The organism is Streptococcus marmotae, assembly GCF_001623565.1.
GTDB lineage: Bacteria > Bacillota > Bacilli > Lactobacillales > Streptococcaceae > Streptococcus > Streptococcus marmotae.
The window spans coordinates 2,127,171-2,142,056 of record NZ_CP015196.1 but is presented as its reverse complement, the minus strand read 5'-3'; the positions used below and the strand labels follow the sequence as shown (position 1 = coordinate 2,142,056).

General features: G+C 44.6%; 21 protein-coding genes, 1 tRNA gene and 1 pseudogene. All 23 read left to right on the top strand.

Annotation, left to right across the window (positions count from 1 at the left end; all coding sequences use genetic code 11):
- The 23 genes and pseudogenes from A4H00_RS10420 to add all read left to right on the top strand — a co-directional run bounded on the left by A4H00_RS10420 (position 1) and on the right by add (position 14,832).
- Positions 1 to 375 (top strand): DUF5361 domain-containing protein, encoded by a 375-nt coding sequence (locus tag A4H00_RS10420; RefSeq protein WP_067090785.1) that lies wholly within the window; start codon positions 1 to 3, stop codon positions 373 to 375.
- Positions 375 to 2,711 carry a phage tail protein gene (locus A4H00_RS10415; protein ID WP_067090781.1) on the top strand — a complete coding sequence of 779 codons (2,337 nt, stop codon included), beginning with the start codon at positions 375 to 377 and terminating at the stop codon, positions 2,709 to 2,711. The genes A4H00_RS10420 and A4H00_RS10415 overlap by 1 nt, the downstream gene beginning before the upstream one ends.
- Positions 2,712 to 3,407, top strand: a complete 696-nt coding sequence (locus tag A4H00_RS10410; RefSeq protein ID WP_067090776.1) for a phage tail protein — start codon at positions 2,712 to 2,714, stop codon at positions 3,405 to 3,407.
- The gene (locus tag A4H00_RS10405) at positions 3,404 to 4,387 is read left to right on the top strand and encodes a phage tail spike protein (RefSeq protein WP_067090772.1); all 984 of its coding nucleotides are present in this window, start codon (positions 3,404 to 3,406) and stop codon (positions 4,385 to 4,387) included. Before A4H00_RS10410 ends, A4H00_RS10405 begins: the two co-directional genes overlap by 4 nt.
- The gene (locus A4H00_RS10400; protein ID WP_067090769.1) at positions 4,372 to 4,716 is read left to right on the top strand and encodes a hypothetical protein; all 345 of its coding nucleotides are present in this window, start codon (positions 4,372 to 4,374) and stop codon (positions 4,714 to 4,716) included. Before A4H00_RS10405 ends, A4H00_RS10400 begins: the two co-directional genes overlap by 16 nt.
- Before the next feature lie 38 nt (positions 4,717 to 4,754).
- On the top strand, positions 4,755 to 5,216 hold the full coding sequence (locus tag A4H00_RS10395; protein ID WP_157771003.1) for a hypothetical protein: 462 nt from the start codon (positions 4,755 to 4,757) through the stop codon (positions 5,214 to 5,216).
- A complete protein-coding gene (locus tag A4H00_RS12335) occupies positions 5,213 to 5,911 on the top strand; it encodes a hyaluronate lyase N-terminal domain-containing protein (protein WP_067087819.1) in 699 nt (232 codons plus the stop codon). The genes A4H00_RS10395 and A4H00_RS12335 overlap by 4 nt, the downstream gene beginning before the upstream one ends.
- An 8-nt stretch (positions 5,912 to 5,919) precedes the next feature.
- Complete coding sequence (locus A4H00_RS10385) at positions 5,920 to 6,312, top strand: hypothetical protein (RefSeq protein ID WP_067087821.1); 393 nt, start codon at positions 5,920 to 5,922, stop codon at positions 6,310 to 6,312.
- A gap of 3 nt (positions 6,313 to 6,315) precedes the next feature.
- On the top strand, positions 6,316 to 7,572 hold the full coding sequence (locus A4H00_RS10380) for a gp58-like family protein (protein WP_067087823.1): 1,257 nt from the start codon (positions 6,316 to 6,318) through the stop codon (positions 7,570 to 7,572).
- A 13-nt stretch (positions 7,573 to 7,585) separates the two neighbouring features.
- Positions 7,586 to 8,023, top strand: coding sequence for a DUF1617 family protein (locus tag A4H00_RS10375; protein WP_067087825.1), 438 nt, complete (start codon positions 7,586 to 7,588; stop codon positions 8,021 to 8,023).
- 1 nt (position 8,024) lies between these two features.
- Positions 8,025 to 8,552, top strand: a complete 528-nt coding sequence (locus tag A4H00_RS10370; RefSeq protein WP_067090762.1) for a hypothetical protein — start codon at positions 8,025 to 8,027, stop codon at positions 8,550 to 8,552.
- Positions 8,533 to 8,748 (top strand): hypothetical protein, encoded by a 216-nt coding sequence (locus A4H00_RS10365; protein WP_067087829.1) that lies wholly within the window; start codon positions 8,533 to 8,535, stop codon positions 8,746 to 8,748. The genes A4H00_RS10370 and A4H00_RS10365 overlap by 20 nt, the downstream gene beginning before the upstream one ends.
- A gap of 23 nt (positions 8,749 to 8,771) precedes the next feature.
- Entirely contained in the window at positions 8,772 to 9,065 is a 294-nt protein-coding gene (locus A4H00_RS10360) for a DUF7365 family protein (protein ID WP_067087831.1), read from the top strand.
- A 6-nt stretch (positions 9,066 to 9,071) separates the two neighbouring features.
- Positions 9,072 to 9,329, top strand: a complete 258-nt coding sequence (locus A4H00_RS10355) for a phage holin (protein WP_067087832.1) — start codon at positions 9,072 to 9,074, stop codon at positions 9,327 to 9,329.
- A 69-nt stretch (positions 9,330 to 9,398) separates the two neighbouring features.
- Positions 9,399 to 10,007: a hypothetical protein gene (locus A4H00_RS10350; RefSeq protein WP_067090755.1), complete on the top strand. Its 609-nt coding sequence runs from the start codon at positions 9,399 to 9,401 to the stop codon at positions 10,005 to 10,007.
- Positions 10,008 to 10,016: 9 nt separating this feature from the next.
- On the top strand, positions 10,017 to 10,607 hold the full coding sequence (locus tag A4H00_RS10345; protein WP_067087836.1) for a hypothetical protein: 591 nt from the start codon (positions 10,017 to 10,019) through the stop codon (positions 10,605 to 10,607).
- Positions 10,604 to 10,987, top strand: a complete 384-nt coding sequence (locus tag A4H00_RS10340) for a hypothetical protein (protein ID WP_067087837.1) — start codon at positions 10,604 to 10,606, stop codon at positions 10,985 to 10,987. Before A4H00_RS10345 ends, A4H00_RS10340 begins: the two co-directional genes overlap by 4 nt.
- A gap of 9 nt (positions 10,988 to 10,996) precedes the next feature.
- Positions 10,997 to 11,731 (top strand): annotated as a pseudogene (locus tag A4H00_RS10335) (CHAP domain-containing protein); the annotation flags it as partial.
- Between the two features lie 265 nt (positions 11,732 to 11,996).
- On the top strand, positions 11,997 to 12,512 hold the full coding sequence (locus tag A4H00_RS10330) for a hypothetical protein (RefSeq protein WP_067090751.1): 516 nt from the start codon (positions 11,997 to 11,999) through the stop codon (positions 12,510 to 12,512).
- Positions 12,513 to 12,711: 199 nt separating this feature from the next.
- Positions 12,712 to 12,897, top strand: a complete 186-nt coding sequence (locus A4H00_RS10325; RefSeq protein ID WP_067090748.1) for a type II toxin-antitoxin system HicA family toxin — start codon at positions 12,712 to 12,714, stop codon at positions 12,895 to 12,897.
- Positions 12,898 to 12,957: 60 nt separating this feature from the next.
- Positions 12,958 to 13,362 carry a type II toxin-antitoxin system HicB family antitoxin gene (locus tag A4H00_RS10320; protein WP_067090744.1) on the top strand — a complete coding sequence of 135 codons (405 nt, stop codon included), beginning with the start codon at positions 12,958 to 12,960 and terminating at the stop codon, positions 13,360 to 13,362.
- A gap of 234 nt (positions 13,363 to 13,596) precedes the next feature.
- Positions 13,597 to 13,684 (top strand) — tRNA-Ser (locus tag A4H00_RS10315).
- Between the two features lie 134 nt (positions 13,685 to 13,818).
- A complete protein-coding gene (add, locus tag A4H00_RS10310) occupies positions 13,819 to 14,832 on the top strand; it encodes an adenosine deaminase (RefSeq protein WP_067090740.1) in 1,014 nt (337 codons plus the stop codon).
- The last annotated feature ends 54 nt before the right edge of the window (positions 14,833 to 14,886 follow it).

Genomic DNA, 14,886 nt, shown 5'->3' with positions numbered 1-14,886 from the left:
ATGATTCAGACTGATGAAGAGGCGTTGATTTGTGATTTGGCTGAGACGTATCATATAGTGGATTATCGAGCATTGCCCGCTAGTAAGGTGGCTATTCTAGCGGGTGGTTTGCGGGATGATTCAAGAATTAAGATGATTCTTTCTCATCAAGAGATTGCTTTTGATACGTTGGTCTTAGCTGGAATTTTAGACCGATTAAGTCTGTTGTACTGGGCACAGACGAAAGATGGTCAAAAAGGGGCAAATCCGCCGGTTTCTATTGTGAACAAACTGCTCCACAAGGAAGTTGAGAGACAAGAGTTGGTCTTTTCATCTGGTGAGGATTTTGAAAAAGCGAAGCGGGCACTACTAGAAAAGATAGGGGGTGAGAGTTGATGGCAACTGAATTAGGCAAGGCGTACGTGCAGATTGTGCCTTCGGCTAAAGGTATTAGCGGAGCTATTAAAAATGCTATCGGACCTGAAGCGGAGTCTGCTGGCGAAAGTGCAGGGGCAAGCATTGGCTCGAAACTGGTCAAGGCAGTTACTGGGGTCATTGCCGCCGCTGGAATTGGGAAGCTCTTTTCTGCTAGCTTGATGGAAGGGGCAGACCTTGAGCAATCTATCGGTGGTGTAAAAACGCTATTTAAAGCTAGTGCTGATACTGTCCAACAGTATGCGAATGAAGCCTATAGAACTACTGGGCTGTCTGCGAATGCCTACATGGAAAGCGTGACAGGCTTTAGTGCTAGTCTCTTGCAGTCATTGGGTGGAGATACGGCAAAATCTGCAGAAGTGGCGCATATGGCCATGGTCGATATGTCTGATAATGCGAATAAGATGGGGACTGATATGGGGCTCATCCAAAACGCTTATCAGGGATTTGCCAAGCAGAATTACACCATGTTGGATAATTTGAAGCTGGGTTATGGCGGAACAAAGTCTGAAATGGAACGGTTGCTGGCTGATGCGGAGAAAATATCAGGTGTCAAATATGACATCAATAATCTTTCGGATGTTTATAGTGCGATTCACGAAATTCAAAAAGATCTGGAGATTACAGGAGCGACTGCGGACGAGGCGGCAACGACCTTTAGTGGTTCGTTTGCTGCGATGAAAGCGGCGGCTCAAAATGTACTAGGGAATCTTTCGCTAGGTGCTGATATTGAGCCGTCTTTGGTGGCGCTTGCTCAAACGACCTCTACCTTTCTTTTTAGTAATTTCTTTCCTATGGTGGGAAATATTTTAAAAGGTTTACCACAGGCTTTTGCGGTTGCTTTTGAAACCGCGGGGCCTATTTTATTGTCTGGTGGTCAGCAAATGCTAGAGCAATTGGGAATTGGTTTTGACAGTGGAATGGCTGGTTTTGGCGCAAAAGTCATGACGACCATTCAACCTGTCATTGAAGGTTTTCAAACTGCTTTTGGGCAATTACCTGGTCTGTTTCAAACGATTGCTAGTTCTGTGACACCAGTTATTGAAACCATTGCAAATGGGTTTACTCAGTTAGATTTTAGTGGGATTCAAAACCTGATATCCGCTATTATCCCTGCCTTAGAAGCGGGGTTTAGTCGGTTTATGTCGATTGCTGGTCCTGCGATTGATAGTGTGGTTCAATCCTTTGTTGGTTTGTGGAATGCGGCACAACCATTGATTTCTATACTGGCTGATGCCTTGATGCCAGCTTTTGAAATTCTAGGGTCTTTCCTTGGAGGGGTATTTCAAGGGATTATGATAGGGATTTCAGGTCTGTTTGACGGGTTGAAAATTGCTATTGAAATCTTGACACCGGTGGTTTCGTTTTTAGTGGATGTGCTGAAGTTCTTTGAGCCGGTCTTTAGTGCTATTGCACAAGGGGTCGGTGTTGCGATTGGGTTATTTACGAATCTTGGTTCTGTCGGTGAAGGGCTAGGTAGCATTTTAAAGAGTGCTTGGTCGAATATCCAATCAGCGGTGCAAACGGCTGGAAACATCATCCGAACTGCGATTGAGTACATCAAGCTGGCTTTTAGTGGCGCTGGAAATGCTGTCGGTGTGTTGAAAAACGTCTTCTCGCTTGCTTGGATGGCGATACAAGATGCAATCAATGTGGCAAAAGGAATCATCAGCGGAGCTATCTCAACGGTGAAAAGTGCCTTTAGTAGCTTTGGGAGTCTGGTTTCGAGCGTTGGCGGTAGCATAAGAGGAGTTATAGATAATATTACTGGGGTCATCAAAGGTCTGGCTAATATTGATATCTCTGGTGCTGGTGCAGCAATTATGAATGGCTTTTTAGGTGGTTTGAAATCAGCCTGGGGAGCCGTGACGGATTTTGTCGGTGGTATTGCTGGCTGGATCGCTGAACATAAGGGGCCGATTTCCTACGATAAGCGATTGCTGATTCCTGCTGGTAAAGCGATTATGGGCGGACTGAATCAGGGGTTAGTTGCTAACTTTAGAGAGGTTCAATCTACTGTCAGCGGAATGGCTGGTGCTTTGGTGGATTCTTTTGGCGATGATGGGCTGGAAGCTAGTCTGACTAGCGATGTTCGTCAAACGTTGACAAATGATAGTCTATTAAACCATTCTACGGGGGATTCTAGTCAGTCAGGTCTTTTGGATCGTCTAGCGAGTGTGGAGACGTTACTGCAAGGGATTTTGGACAAGGATTTGTCTGTGTACTTGGATGGTGAAAAGATTGGCCAGAGTACCTATCGGACTCACGGTCACATTCTGGCAAGGGAGGGAATGTAGATGTATATGATTGTGAATGGCTTTACTACTTCTGACATCCCTCATTGTCAGTTGATTGATGCGGGTGTGGTCGAAAGTGCGGAGCCTCGTGTGGCTGAGTCGGCGACAATATACGGCGCAAATGGGAAGCTCAATATCTGGGATGGTGCTTATGATGGCTATACCAGAACCTTGACCTTTCTCGTTAAAACGCTGGAAGATGTAGAGCGCTTAGTTGAGGCTTTTCGTAGTGAGAAGAATGAAATAGAGTTTTGGTATCAGTTAGGGAGTTTGTTTTATGCTGATTTTAAATCAAGCAAATATAAGCCGTATGGAATGCACCATTGGACGGTTGACATTACGCTTGAGATGTATCCTTTCCGCTATATGAAGAATGTAGAGGATGTGGTGCTAGCAAGCAGTGGCTCTATTGTCAACAAGGGGACGGTATATGCGGAGCCAATCATTATCCTAGAAGGACAAGGTGATGTTAGTTTGACCATTGGCCAACAAACCATGCGCTTGACCTTAAACGGAAAGGCGACGATTGATTGCCGCCATCGGGAGCAGAAGATTTTAAATAAGGATGGACAAATCCAAAATACCATCCGAAAACGTGGTCCGTTCTTTGAAATCGCAACTGGTCGCTCTGGGGTAACGACTAGTGGCAATGTGTCGAAAATAACCATAAAGGGAAATTGGAGGTATAGGGTTTGATTTATCTAAAAGAGGGAACTATCCCTTTGAATCTTGCTTGGGGGGATGATATTGTCCAAGAAGCAAACGGAACCTACCAGCTTTCTTTTAAGTTTCCAGTGACGGATGAGAAGTGGTCTTTGTTAACAACAGAGACCTTTCTTTTGGCGGATGATTTGCATGGAGAGCAGGAGTTTTTTGTCTTTGATGTGGTCAAAGAAAATGGCTATGTGCAGGTCTATGCGAATCAGGTCATGACCTTGCTCAATTACTACACGATGTCAAGCGTTCACGTTGATAGGGTGCCTGGTCAGACGGTGATGAATGCTCTTGCTGGCTCTATCGTTCGTAGCCATCCGTTTTCATTTTCTTCTAACATCACGGGGCGTCATACGCTGAATGTGGCTGATAAGTCTGTGATGGATGTACTCGCTAAAGATAAGCACTCTATCCTTGGTCAATGGGGTGGCGACCTTGTCCGTGATAAGTATGATGTGCAATTATTGCAAAATGGAGGGACTGAAAATGAGTCCCTTTTCATGTATAAGAAAAATCTCAGCAAGTACCATGAGAGTAAGTCAGTCAAGAGCTTACGGACAAGGATTCATTTCAAGAAAAAGCTAACTTCGCAAGAAGAAGGCGGGAAAGACCAACTGATTAGTGTAACGGTCGATAGTCCGTTGACTGAGAAATATAGTCAAATCTACGAAGCAACCATGGAAGTCAATGACCAAGATGTGACAGACTTGGCCAGTCTGACAGAATATGGGAAACGCTATTTTGCGACTAGTTTATGTGATCTGGTGGAAGAGAGCTTAGAGCTAGAAGTCAAAGGAAAATCGGATGTTCCGGTGAAGATGTTTGACATTGTGAGTGTCTACCATGAGCGATTTGATACGGATATTCGGATTAAGATTTCTAAGTATCATTTCTCTCCTATGTCTAAAAAGCTGAAGTCGATTGGCTTTGGGAAAGTTTCTCAATTATGGGTAGCACGCTGAGCGGTATGGTGAGTGATGCGGTGTCAGAATCAACATCAGCGTTGCTTTCTGATGTTGATGTGCGTTTGCAGAAGGAAATTGAAAACGCCAATCGTGCTTTTGATGCGAAGTTTGAAAAAGAAAAGGCGGCTATCGAAGACGGCATCGAACAGGCCAAGGCCAAAGCCGAACAAACCAAGGCGGAGCTTGCAGAGGAAATCGAAAAAAAGTTGGCTGAACAGGGCGCGGAAGCCAAAAAGTTGCTGGAGACCTTTCAGTCTTCTGACTTGGATAAATTGCGCAAGCAGATTGAGAGACGTCTGAGACGGCGCGGGTCAATGCGGAGTTGATCGGCGGGGATGGGTCAACCTCTTACAACAAAAACCGCTTGGCAGGTGAGACGGAGCGGACGATTGCACTGGGGACGGACTATGTGACGGTCGGGCATAACGGAAATGGCTTTGAGGTCGGCAAGACCTATGTCATCTCATGGGATGCGGTCTGTACGCCTTATGGGAATCGAAAGCTTTCGGTGGTGCTTGAGGCGAGTCCTTATCTGGGGAGTGGGCATCTTCAGCTCCATCCGACAGATAGTCGTTTTCCAAGTATCGAGCAGGCCTTATCGGAACGAGAGTCGAGCGTGCTCAGTGTCTACTATGGCACCTACAGGGTGCACTATGCCAGTGACTGGTATCAGGATGCGACGGCGCAGTTTACAGTGGCGGATGACAAGAATAAGCTCAGGCTTGCGCTTGCCTTGAAGCAGGCAGCTGATGGCAATCTCGCCAACAAGTATGAAGGGAGCTGGTCAGATAAGCCAGCCCTAATCTTAGATGGAGGAAATGGATGACAACAGAAAAAATCCCACTCAGGGTACAACACAAGCGCATGAGCGCTAGCCAATGGGCGTCTAGTAGCTTGATTCTGCTAGAAGGTGAATTGGGCATTGAGACGGACACCGGTAAGGTGAAAGTTGGGGATGGGCGCAGTCGCTTTTCTGCCTTGCAGTATCTGACGGGGCCAAAGGGTGAGAAGGGAGACAGGGGAGTTCCTGGCGAAACTGGCTCAGCTGTGACCATCACTTCTACGACAAAAAGCAATGGCGTGACGACAGTCCGATTTAGCACTGGCCAATCGATTACGATTAATGACGGAGTGGTTAGCTTCGAAGCTCTGACCCCTGCTCAGAAAGCGAGCTTAAAAGGTGACAAGGGAGAGCGGGGCGAACGTGGCGAAGCGGGTCCGATGCCTACCATCACCATCAATTCGTCTGGTATCTGGGAAATCAATGGCCGAAGCACAGGTGTCTCTGGTCGTGGTCAGGCTGGCGCAACGGGTCAACGTGGCCTAACAGGTCCAGCAGGTCGAAATGGCGAGAAAGGTCAAAAAGGCGATAAGGGAGACAGAGGGGCAGATGGTGCACCTGGTCAAAATATTGTCAACCAACGTACCAATCAAGCCATGAAATACTGGTTTGGCTCAAAGGCAGACTATGACCGCATCTACAACAAAGATACCAATACCATCTATGACGTTTACGAATAGGAGGCGCTATGGCAAGACAGGGAATTTTCGTAGGTGGTAAGGAAGTCACCAAGCGCTATGTTGGGACTCACTTGGTCTGGCAGAAGTCGGGTGCCAGTGGGACGGTCTTGTTGAGCTTGAAGAATGTTAGTTGCTCGGTGTCGTATGATAGTTATCGTCCAGCCATTATCGTCAACACCACTCCAGCGGTTATTGACACACGGAGAATCACGGGTGTGACGATTAACGGTAAACAGATTGGCAAGGTGGCAGTGAGTTATGATCCAGGACGGCATGGCTCAAGTAGTTTCACGCTTTTATTCCCAGACCAGCAGGCGATGGGAAAGGGCTTGGACGCTGTGGGTTGGCAACGCTATAGCGGCTATTATCAGAATGTAGCGATTGATTTTTACGGAGTATAGGACATGGATATTACAATTCAACAGACCCGCTCGAAGGCGCTTGAAAAGGACGGGCGGTATTATAAGGTGTTTACCCCTCGCAGTCCTGATGAGGTGGTGAAATTGCACCATATGGGCTGTGTGGGGGATACAGTTGCGCGCAATATTCAGATTGAAAAGGGGACAAGTCCGTCTAGCTTTGCCTCTCCTGTGACCACAAGTCGTGCGTTGACGGGTTTGTTTAAGGATATGCGGGATATCAATATCGAGTTGACAGACCAAAATAGCCCGCTCTGGGGGAGAATTCGTGCTAATAACAGGGGGATGTTAAGCGAGTTTCTGGATAGGGATGTGAGGAGCGCCCTAGCGCAGACCAGTAGCTCTATTCTCGCTCAAGTCGAGGCAAAAGACCAAGGCAATATCAAGCGTTCGGAGTTGATACTGGATAACAATGGCTTTGTGACGAAGGTCGGTAAAACCATCAACGGGACGACTCTAGCGACCATGATTGCCCAGAATGAGCGAGATGTGTCGATTATTGCGCAGAAGTTCAAGGTGACAGGTGACATGTTGGTCGATGGTGCCATTACGGCAAGAAAGCTTGATACCAATAGCGTCCGAACAGGGATTCTGACGGCGGGGTCGATTACGGCAGATATGATTCAGTCGGGCGCTATCACGGGTGACAAGCTAAAGGTCGATACGGCTTTGATTAATAAACTCGCCACCAACAGTGCCTTGATTGATAACTTGGTCGCAAAGGATGCGTTTATCACTAAGCTTCAGTCGGTGGATTTGGATGCGTCGAGAATCAAGAGTGGGGTGTTGAAATCTAAAAACGGCAGCGTCACTTGGAATTTAGATGCGAATAGGCTTGATTTTTATACTGGAGCTGGTATCGAATTTCATGATTGGGATAATTATATCAAGTTTCATTCTGGTGGTTCAGTTGCTTTTATACAGCCAACGGTTCGTCAAGGAACAAATCGTGCCGCCTTGGCGATAGGAGTTAATGGCAATAACTCAATTGATTCAAACACGGGTGCCTTTGCAGGTATAAAAATCTTCAAGGATAATCTTTGGGATAATGTGTCTATTTACGGAGATACGATCCAGTTAACGAGTGGATTTAATGAAAATCACGCTCTTTTTATTGATGTAGTGAAATTTAATGGAGGCTTCAATTTAGGGGATATACTCCAAACGTTCAATGAAAACTTTAAGAGTTTGAGCAACGGAAAACCAGGTGATGTTTTGACTTGGAATAAAATTTATGGATAAGAGGAGAGAATAGATGCAACTAACAATTACAAATAAAGATTTGGCTACTTTTTATTCAGCGCTACAAAAAATGGAGATACGGCCGATGCGCCCTAATCGAGGGCGCATTAAATTATTAGCTCGTTTGGAAGAAAAGTTTCGTGAGTATGTAAAAGATGAATTTGAACTGATTAAAGATTATGTAGAGTTTGACAAACATGGGCAACCAATCGTAACCGAAGATAATTCGTATACAGTGAAAGATGAGTCACAGACTGAAGAACTCAGCAAATTGTTGGCTGAATTGGCTGATGATGAAGTGATGATTAAAGGTGGTGAATATTCGAAGCGCTACATTGACTTTTTAGAGTATCTATCAGAAGCAGAAGGAGACTTCACTATCGAGGAACTTCGAGTGATTGATGATGTCCTTGAGCAGTATGAAGTGAGCAAAGAACAGAAGGAGGGTTAGGATGGCGTTAAGACTTTATTCATCGGCTTCTTACAATGCGGCGCTAGGTAAGACCTTGGTCGGGATTAAGGAGAGCGATGAGCGGGAAACAGTTTTGTTTAATGCGACTTTGGACGGTGACCATTCGCAGGATTCGGATGCGGACTTGATTAGGCTAGCGCTTGATTGGTTTACGGTGCGCTATGTCAAGAACTTCTCAGACCAGCTCTTAAATGACAAGGTCAATGAGGCGACGAAGGTCATCTCAGAGGTTCAATCGAAATATGCGGAATTGGAAGAGCGTTTGACCAAAGCTGAAGAAGAACGTGCTGAGCAGTTTAAACAAGCTGAATCAGAGCGCAATGAGCGGTTTGAAAACTTGGAAAACGTGATGAATCAGGCTGTCGTAGAGTTGACCACCATGTTTGCGGGTCGTCTGGAAGAAGAGGAACAGACAGATGACGAAGCAACTGAAAAAGAAGTCGCTGAAGAAGTGGAAATCGATGATGAAGAAAAGGAGGCTGTGGATCATGAAGCAATTATTGGTTAGTTTGATGACGGGAGCGGCCTTAGTTAAGAAAGGAAAATTTACGATGAAATTTACGAAAAAATCCATTATTGTTAAGTCTTGGGTGGCGATGGTCGTTGGAGGGTTGTATAGCTTTGACGATGTGCCAAAATTGTTTAACTTGCGAACAGTTGTAGGGCAGGTGCTAGCTGAGCAGGAAGTAGAAATGAAAGAGTAGTCTCTTTTTAGATGGGAGGAAGTATGCCAGAAAGTATCAAAGCAGAATTTTTATTGTGGCTTCTTGGGACTGCCATCCCTGTTGTGAGTATGTATGTCACCAACAAGGGGAAGATTAAGGAGACTGAACACCGCATGACCGTGCTTGAGATGAAGGTGGAACAAGCTGAGTCAAAAGCGATTCACAATGCGACACGGCTTGACGGTCATGATGAGCAATATCGGGCTATGTATGCGATTGTGGAGCAGGTCAAGCATTTGTCGATGACATTAGAAGAAGTGCGCCAAGATGTAAAGTCTTTGGCCAAAAAGGAGTAGTGGGACATGATTAACTGGAAAGTACGTTTTAAAAATAAGGCCTTTTGGCTTGCCTTTATCCCTGCAATTGCGCTGGTGGTGCAAACGGTTGGGAAGTTGTTTGGGATTGAAATTGAGGTGACTCAGACGGTCGAGGGGCTTCTCAATGTCGTCAATGCCCTTTTTGTGGTCTTGGCCATCATCGGGATTGTCAATGATCCGACAACGGCAACCTTGTCTGATAGTGTGCGAGCATTGAGCTATGACACCCCTAAAGAAGATTAGTGTATTTGTGATTGTAGGCATCTGCTTTTGGGTGGATGCCTTTGTTCGTGTGATTGAAGGGAGGTCAAGATGACGGGTGTTTTAAGTGTCGGTCTGAGGCAGGTTGACGGTGGGTCTGTGGTCAAGCAGGGGGACACGTCGAGCTTGTTTACGTTTGAGTTGTTGGACGATGAGGAGCGGGTCATGACGGAGTTGTCTGGCTCGCTAGCACAGGTGCGAATCGGAAAGTACCACAAGCTTTACTATGAGACGCATGTGACGGTGGTAGATGGGACGGTCACCTTTACCATCAGTAAGCCGATTGAGGCAGGTAAGGGCTATCTTGTCGAGATTGTGGTCAATGGCTATGTCTTTCCGTCTGATAAGTCGGTCAAGCTTCATGTTGTGGAAAACTTGCTGGAGTATGAAGAGGCTGGTGAATTGACAGAGAAGTCGCCTGTGTTGACACGGGAACAGACAGAGGAGTTGGTCAAGGCCTATCTGGAACGTCAGGCGGTCTTTACATTTTCTGAGGTCAGCGATGTCTGGACGATTGAGCATCGTTTGAATCGGTATCCGGCCGTTGTGGTGTCTGATAGCGCAGGTACACAGGTCTTTGGCGATGTGCGCTATCTCTCAACCAATAAGCTTGAGATTCATTTTGCGGTCCCCTTTAGTGGGACGGCTGTTTTAGTATAAGGAGGAACTATGCACGTTTTAACTAATTTAGATTTAAGGAAAAATCAGCTTTTAAATGCCATTGTTCAAAATTTGGGGACAGCACCTGGTGACCCGAAGGCGGGTCAGTTGTATTTTGATACGACAGAGAAGAAATTGAAGATTTATACTGGCGATAGCTGGGTGGGTCTAGATAGCAATGAAAACAGTCTTGACACAGACCAAATTTCCACGATTGCAGGAAACAAGGCGACTGATGCGCTGAATACGGCCAAGCAGTATGTCAATGATGAGATTGCGAAAGTGGTCGGTGGTGCGGATGGTGAGTACGATACCTTGAAGGAAATCGAAGCGTTTATCAAAACGCATGCCGAGCAGTTGACGTCATTTGCCTCTGCCCCGCATAAGTTCGTGACAGAGATTGGCGACGGCGTAGCAGTTGAACATACTGTTACTCACTCACTCAACACGCAGGATGTGCTGGTAGAGGTCTATGAAGCCAATGCGCCGAACGAGAAGGTGCTTGTGGATATCGAGCATACAGATGCCAACACTATCAAAATCACAACGGCTAGAGCCATTCCAGAAAATGCCAAGTTGAAAGTGGTGGTGATTGGATGAAGAATTATAGTCGAACAGGTCGTAGTGAGGATATGGTGACCCGTGAAGTGGCGCAGGAGCGAGCAGTTGAGTATGTAACGTTCTCAAACGGGGTGAGTCCGGGGGATCCAAGTTCGATCAATAGTCGGAAGGTTTTACAGGTTCATGAATTGACAGGGATTGGCTTTTTGCATTTGGATTTTAAGGTGACAGATAGCGCTCGAAAAGGTTTGTACAATCGTTATGAGATTGGGCGCTTTGACAAATGGTATCCCGCTAATACGCTTGAAGTGATGTTGTTTGACGGCTCAACCATTTGGACTGAAGATCAGAATATCTACGCTCGGTGCGAGGCTAATAAGCGTTATATCGTGGATTTGAATGGTTTTTATAGAAAGTAGAGGTAGGATATGGCAAGAGTAGAAGAAGTTGTACAGTATGCGATTGATTTAGCGAACTCTGGGATGGGTGTGGATAAGGACGGGATGTGGGGCACGCAGTGCGCTGATTTGCCGTGCTTTATCGTGAAGAATTGGTTTGGGATTGACTTGTGGGGCAATGCGATTGACCTACTAGATAGTGCGGCGCAAAATGGCTTGTCGGTCATCTATGATGCACCTGGTGTCAATCCGCAGGCTGGTGATTTGTTTGTGATGGCTGTGTCTGGTCATCCGTATGGTCATACAGGTATCGTTATCGAGGATAGTGATGGTGTGACGATGAAGACGGTTGAGCAGAACATTGATGGGAATTGGGATGCTCTCACGGTTGGGGGTCCCGCTCGGTTTAATGAACGTGGATTTGATGGGGTGATTGGCTGGATTCGTCCGCCGTACACGGATACGGAGATGGCTAGTCCAGTTGATACATCAGCTGGAACTAGCGAGGAGATTGACTTGATTCCAGAAGAGGGGACGTTTACCCTTGTGGATACAGCAATCAATGTCCGTCGTGCGCCAAATCTAACTGGTGAGATTGTCCATGTCTATCAGCCTGGGGAGTCTGTCCACTATGACAGCAAGGGCTCGGCCAATGGCTACCGCTGGATTTCTTATATCGGTCAGTCAGGTAAGCGCAACTATATGGCCATCGGTCAGACCGATGAAAACGGCAAACGTATCTCGCTCTGGGGTACTCTGTCCTAACACTAACCCCGCTCAGGAAACTGGGCGGGGGTTTTTGTTGGTTTGAGGGTTTTACCTTGACAAATCATGATGATTTTGAAATAATATTACTGAACAAGAACGGTGAAAAGCACCTCCTTTCTATGTTCCGACCTCGATTGTCGTTAAACTCCAGCCTTATGGCAATGAGGGGGCGGAGGGACGCGCTCGTTAACAGAAGTATCCCGTTGGCAATGCGTCCTACCAATACCCAGTTGGTAGGATTTTTTTATTTTGTAGGTAAGAAATGAAAAGCAAGAGATTAAAATTAACTCAAATTGATTTAAAAATGTGTCGCGATTATAATTTAAAACAAGCAATGGATTATGACCATAAGACAAAGCAAATATACAATAAAGGTCGTGGTTTCGCCACTGTTTTAGTTAAGATACAGGGATTGATTTTTGCCATTCCTCTGCGAAGTAATATTCCTAAGAAGTATCAATTGAAATACAAGTTGCGGGACTCCAAGAAGCCAGGTTATATAGAGGGATTAGATATTGGTAAAACACTTATTGTGGAGGATTATAAATATTTACTGAATACAAATTTCCAACTGAGAGAAGCTGCCGACTATTACAAAATAGTAGATAATGATCGTCTGATTATTAATAAATTGATAAAAGCTATTATAGATTACAATAAAGCTGTCAGCCAAAGCGATTTGAATAAATTAAACGATCCACGGCGATTCAAATTTTCTACGTTTGTCAATTATACAGATAGATTGAAACGAATTACCGAAAAAGATTATTTAAATTGACCATTCAAGGTTATACTATACTCAACCCAAATTTTTTCATAATTTCCTACACCAGCCTTGCGCTGGTGTTTTTTTCGTTATAACGGACTATTTTGGATAAAAAATCCGAAAAATATTTGTCTGAAACAAGTGTTTTTTGTTGACAAGTGTTACAAACAAGTGTATAATATAATTAAAGATACGGAAAGGAGATAAGCCAGTGACAGAGCGAGAGCTTAAGAAAATTGCTAGGAAGCAAGGTTTCAGCAAGACCAATTTTGGCAAAGGGTCCCATGAAGTTTGGAAACATCCAGACGGACGGACAGTGACGATACCGAAGCCAAAGGAAAAAGATTACAGGTCAGGCACACTGAACAACATTCTTAAAGTTTTATATGGGGAGTGAGAAAACTCCTCCTCATCCCTTCAAAAGGGATTACTCTGATCATTGGCTTAATCTAATATTATGAAATACACTTATTTAGCATTATTTGAAGCAGATAAAGAAAACGGAGGATATAGCATTTCTTTCCCTGATTTCCCTGGAGCATTTAGTGAAGCTGATAGCTTGAACGAGGCCATTTTCAATGCTCGGGAAGTACTTGAAATCTATACTATTATGTTTGAAGACGAAGGAAAAGAATTTCCTAAAACTTCATCATTCAAGGCTCTTGCAAGTCATTTGGCAAGTGACGAAGATGTGATTCAGGCGATTTCAGTGGATACGGAGCTTGTCCGTGAGCGTGAACGATCTAAGATTGTCAATAAGACTGTCACACTACCAAGCTGGCTTGTGGAAGTCGGAAAAGAAAACAAGGTTAATTTTAGCCAGTTATTACAAAAAGCGATTCGCGAGGAATTGCAGGTATAATAAAGATGGGCAAGGGGTACCGACCCCCAAAAGTTAGACCAAAATCTAACGATAGGGAGGTCGGTATTTTTTTGAAAAAATTCTTGACTTTAAGGATTGAATATGTCAGAATATAAAAGAGCGATAGGAGAGATGTTTATGTTTTCTTATATCAGAACTAAAAACAGACCTAAAACAAAGTATCTTTTGATTTAACAATGTTTTAGAAACTCCCACCGGCTCCATGTGGATGATGGAAGATTACTCAAGAGGCTTAAGAGGCCGTGTTGGAAACGCGGTAGGCGTGTAAAAGCGTGCGTGGGTTCGAATCCCATGTCTTCCGTTAGATGAAAGCTCCCTATCGGAGCTTTTTTTGTACCTGTTTTGGAAAAAACGTTCTTATTTTTAAATATTTTTGTTGCAAAAAATCGGTAATATGATATGATGGATAACAATAAACGAACGAAGAGGTAGGAAATGCAGAAAAATATTCTTGAAAAATTAGCCAAAGCTGAACTTCATTGTCATTTAGATGGCTCCTTGTCGTTTAGTGCTATTCGACAGTTAGCGAAGTGGGCTCATATTATGCTACCAGAAAGCGATGAGGAATTGCGGCGACTTGTTACGGCTCCAGAAAAAGCAGAAAGCCTGATGGATTATTTAACGGTTTTTGACTTTATTCGTCCCTTATTGCAGACCAAAGAAGCTCTCAAGCTGGCAGCCTATGATGTTGCCGCACAAGCGGCGAAGGAAAATGTTCTTTATATGGAGATTCGATTTGCTCCGGAATTGTCTATGGATAAGGGTTTAAGTGCTGCTGAGACAGTAGAGGCAGTTCTACAAGGTATAGAGCAGGCTCAAGACGAATTTGGTATTGTTAGTAAAGTGTTGGTTTGTGGTTTGAAGCAAAGCCCAGTAAGACAGACACAGGAACTGTTCACCGAACTTGTCCCTTTAGCAAAAAGAGGATTGGTAGGATTTGATTTTGCAGGTAACGAGGCAGATTTTCCGACACAGGCATTGGAACAAGCCATCAAAGAAATACAAGAGCTAGGATTACCATTGACCTTTCATGCAGGGGAATGTGGTTGCGTAGCAAATGTCGCTTATGCTCTTCAATTAGGCATTCCACGCATTGGTCATGGAACAGCACTTATCAAAGATTCTAAGATTATGGAGGAGTTTGTTAAGGCAGGGGCAACGATTGAGATGTGTCTGACTAGTAATCTACAGACAGGAGCTGCTCCAACCTTGGCAGATTTTCCGTATCAGGCCTTGTATAATATGGGGGCAAATATAACGATTAATACTGATAATCGCACTGTATCAGCCACTAATTTGACAAAAGAATACGCTTTATTCGTTGAATATTTTGGCACGACGAAAGAGGATTTTTACCGCTTTAATCAGAATGCTATTCGAGCTAGTTTCACAACAGAAGCCGAAAAAGAAAACTTATTGAAACAGCTGGAAATGGCTTATCAGGAATGATAAAAATGTATTCACGGACCACAGTTCGTGAATTTTTTCTACCAATGATGTAAG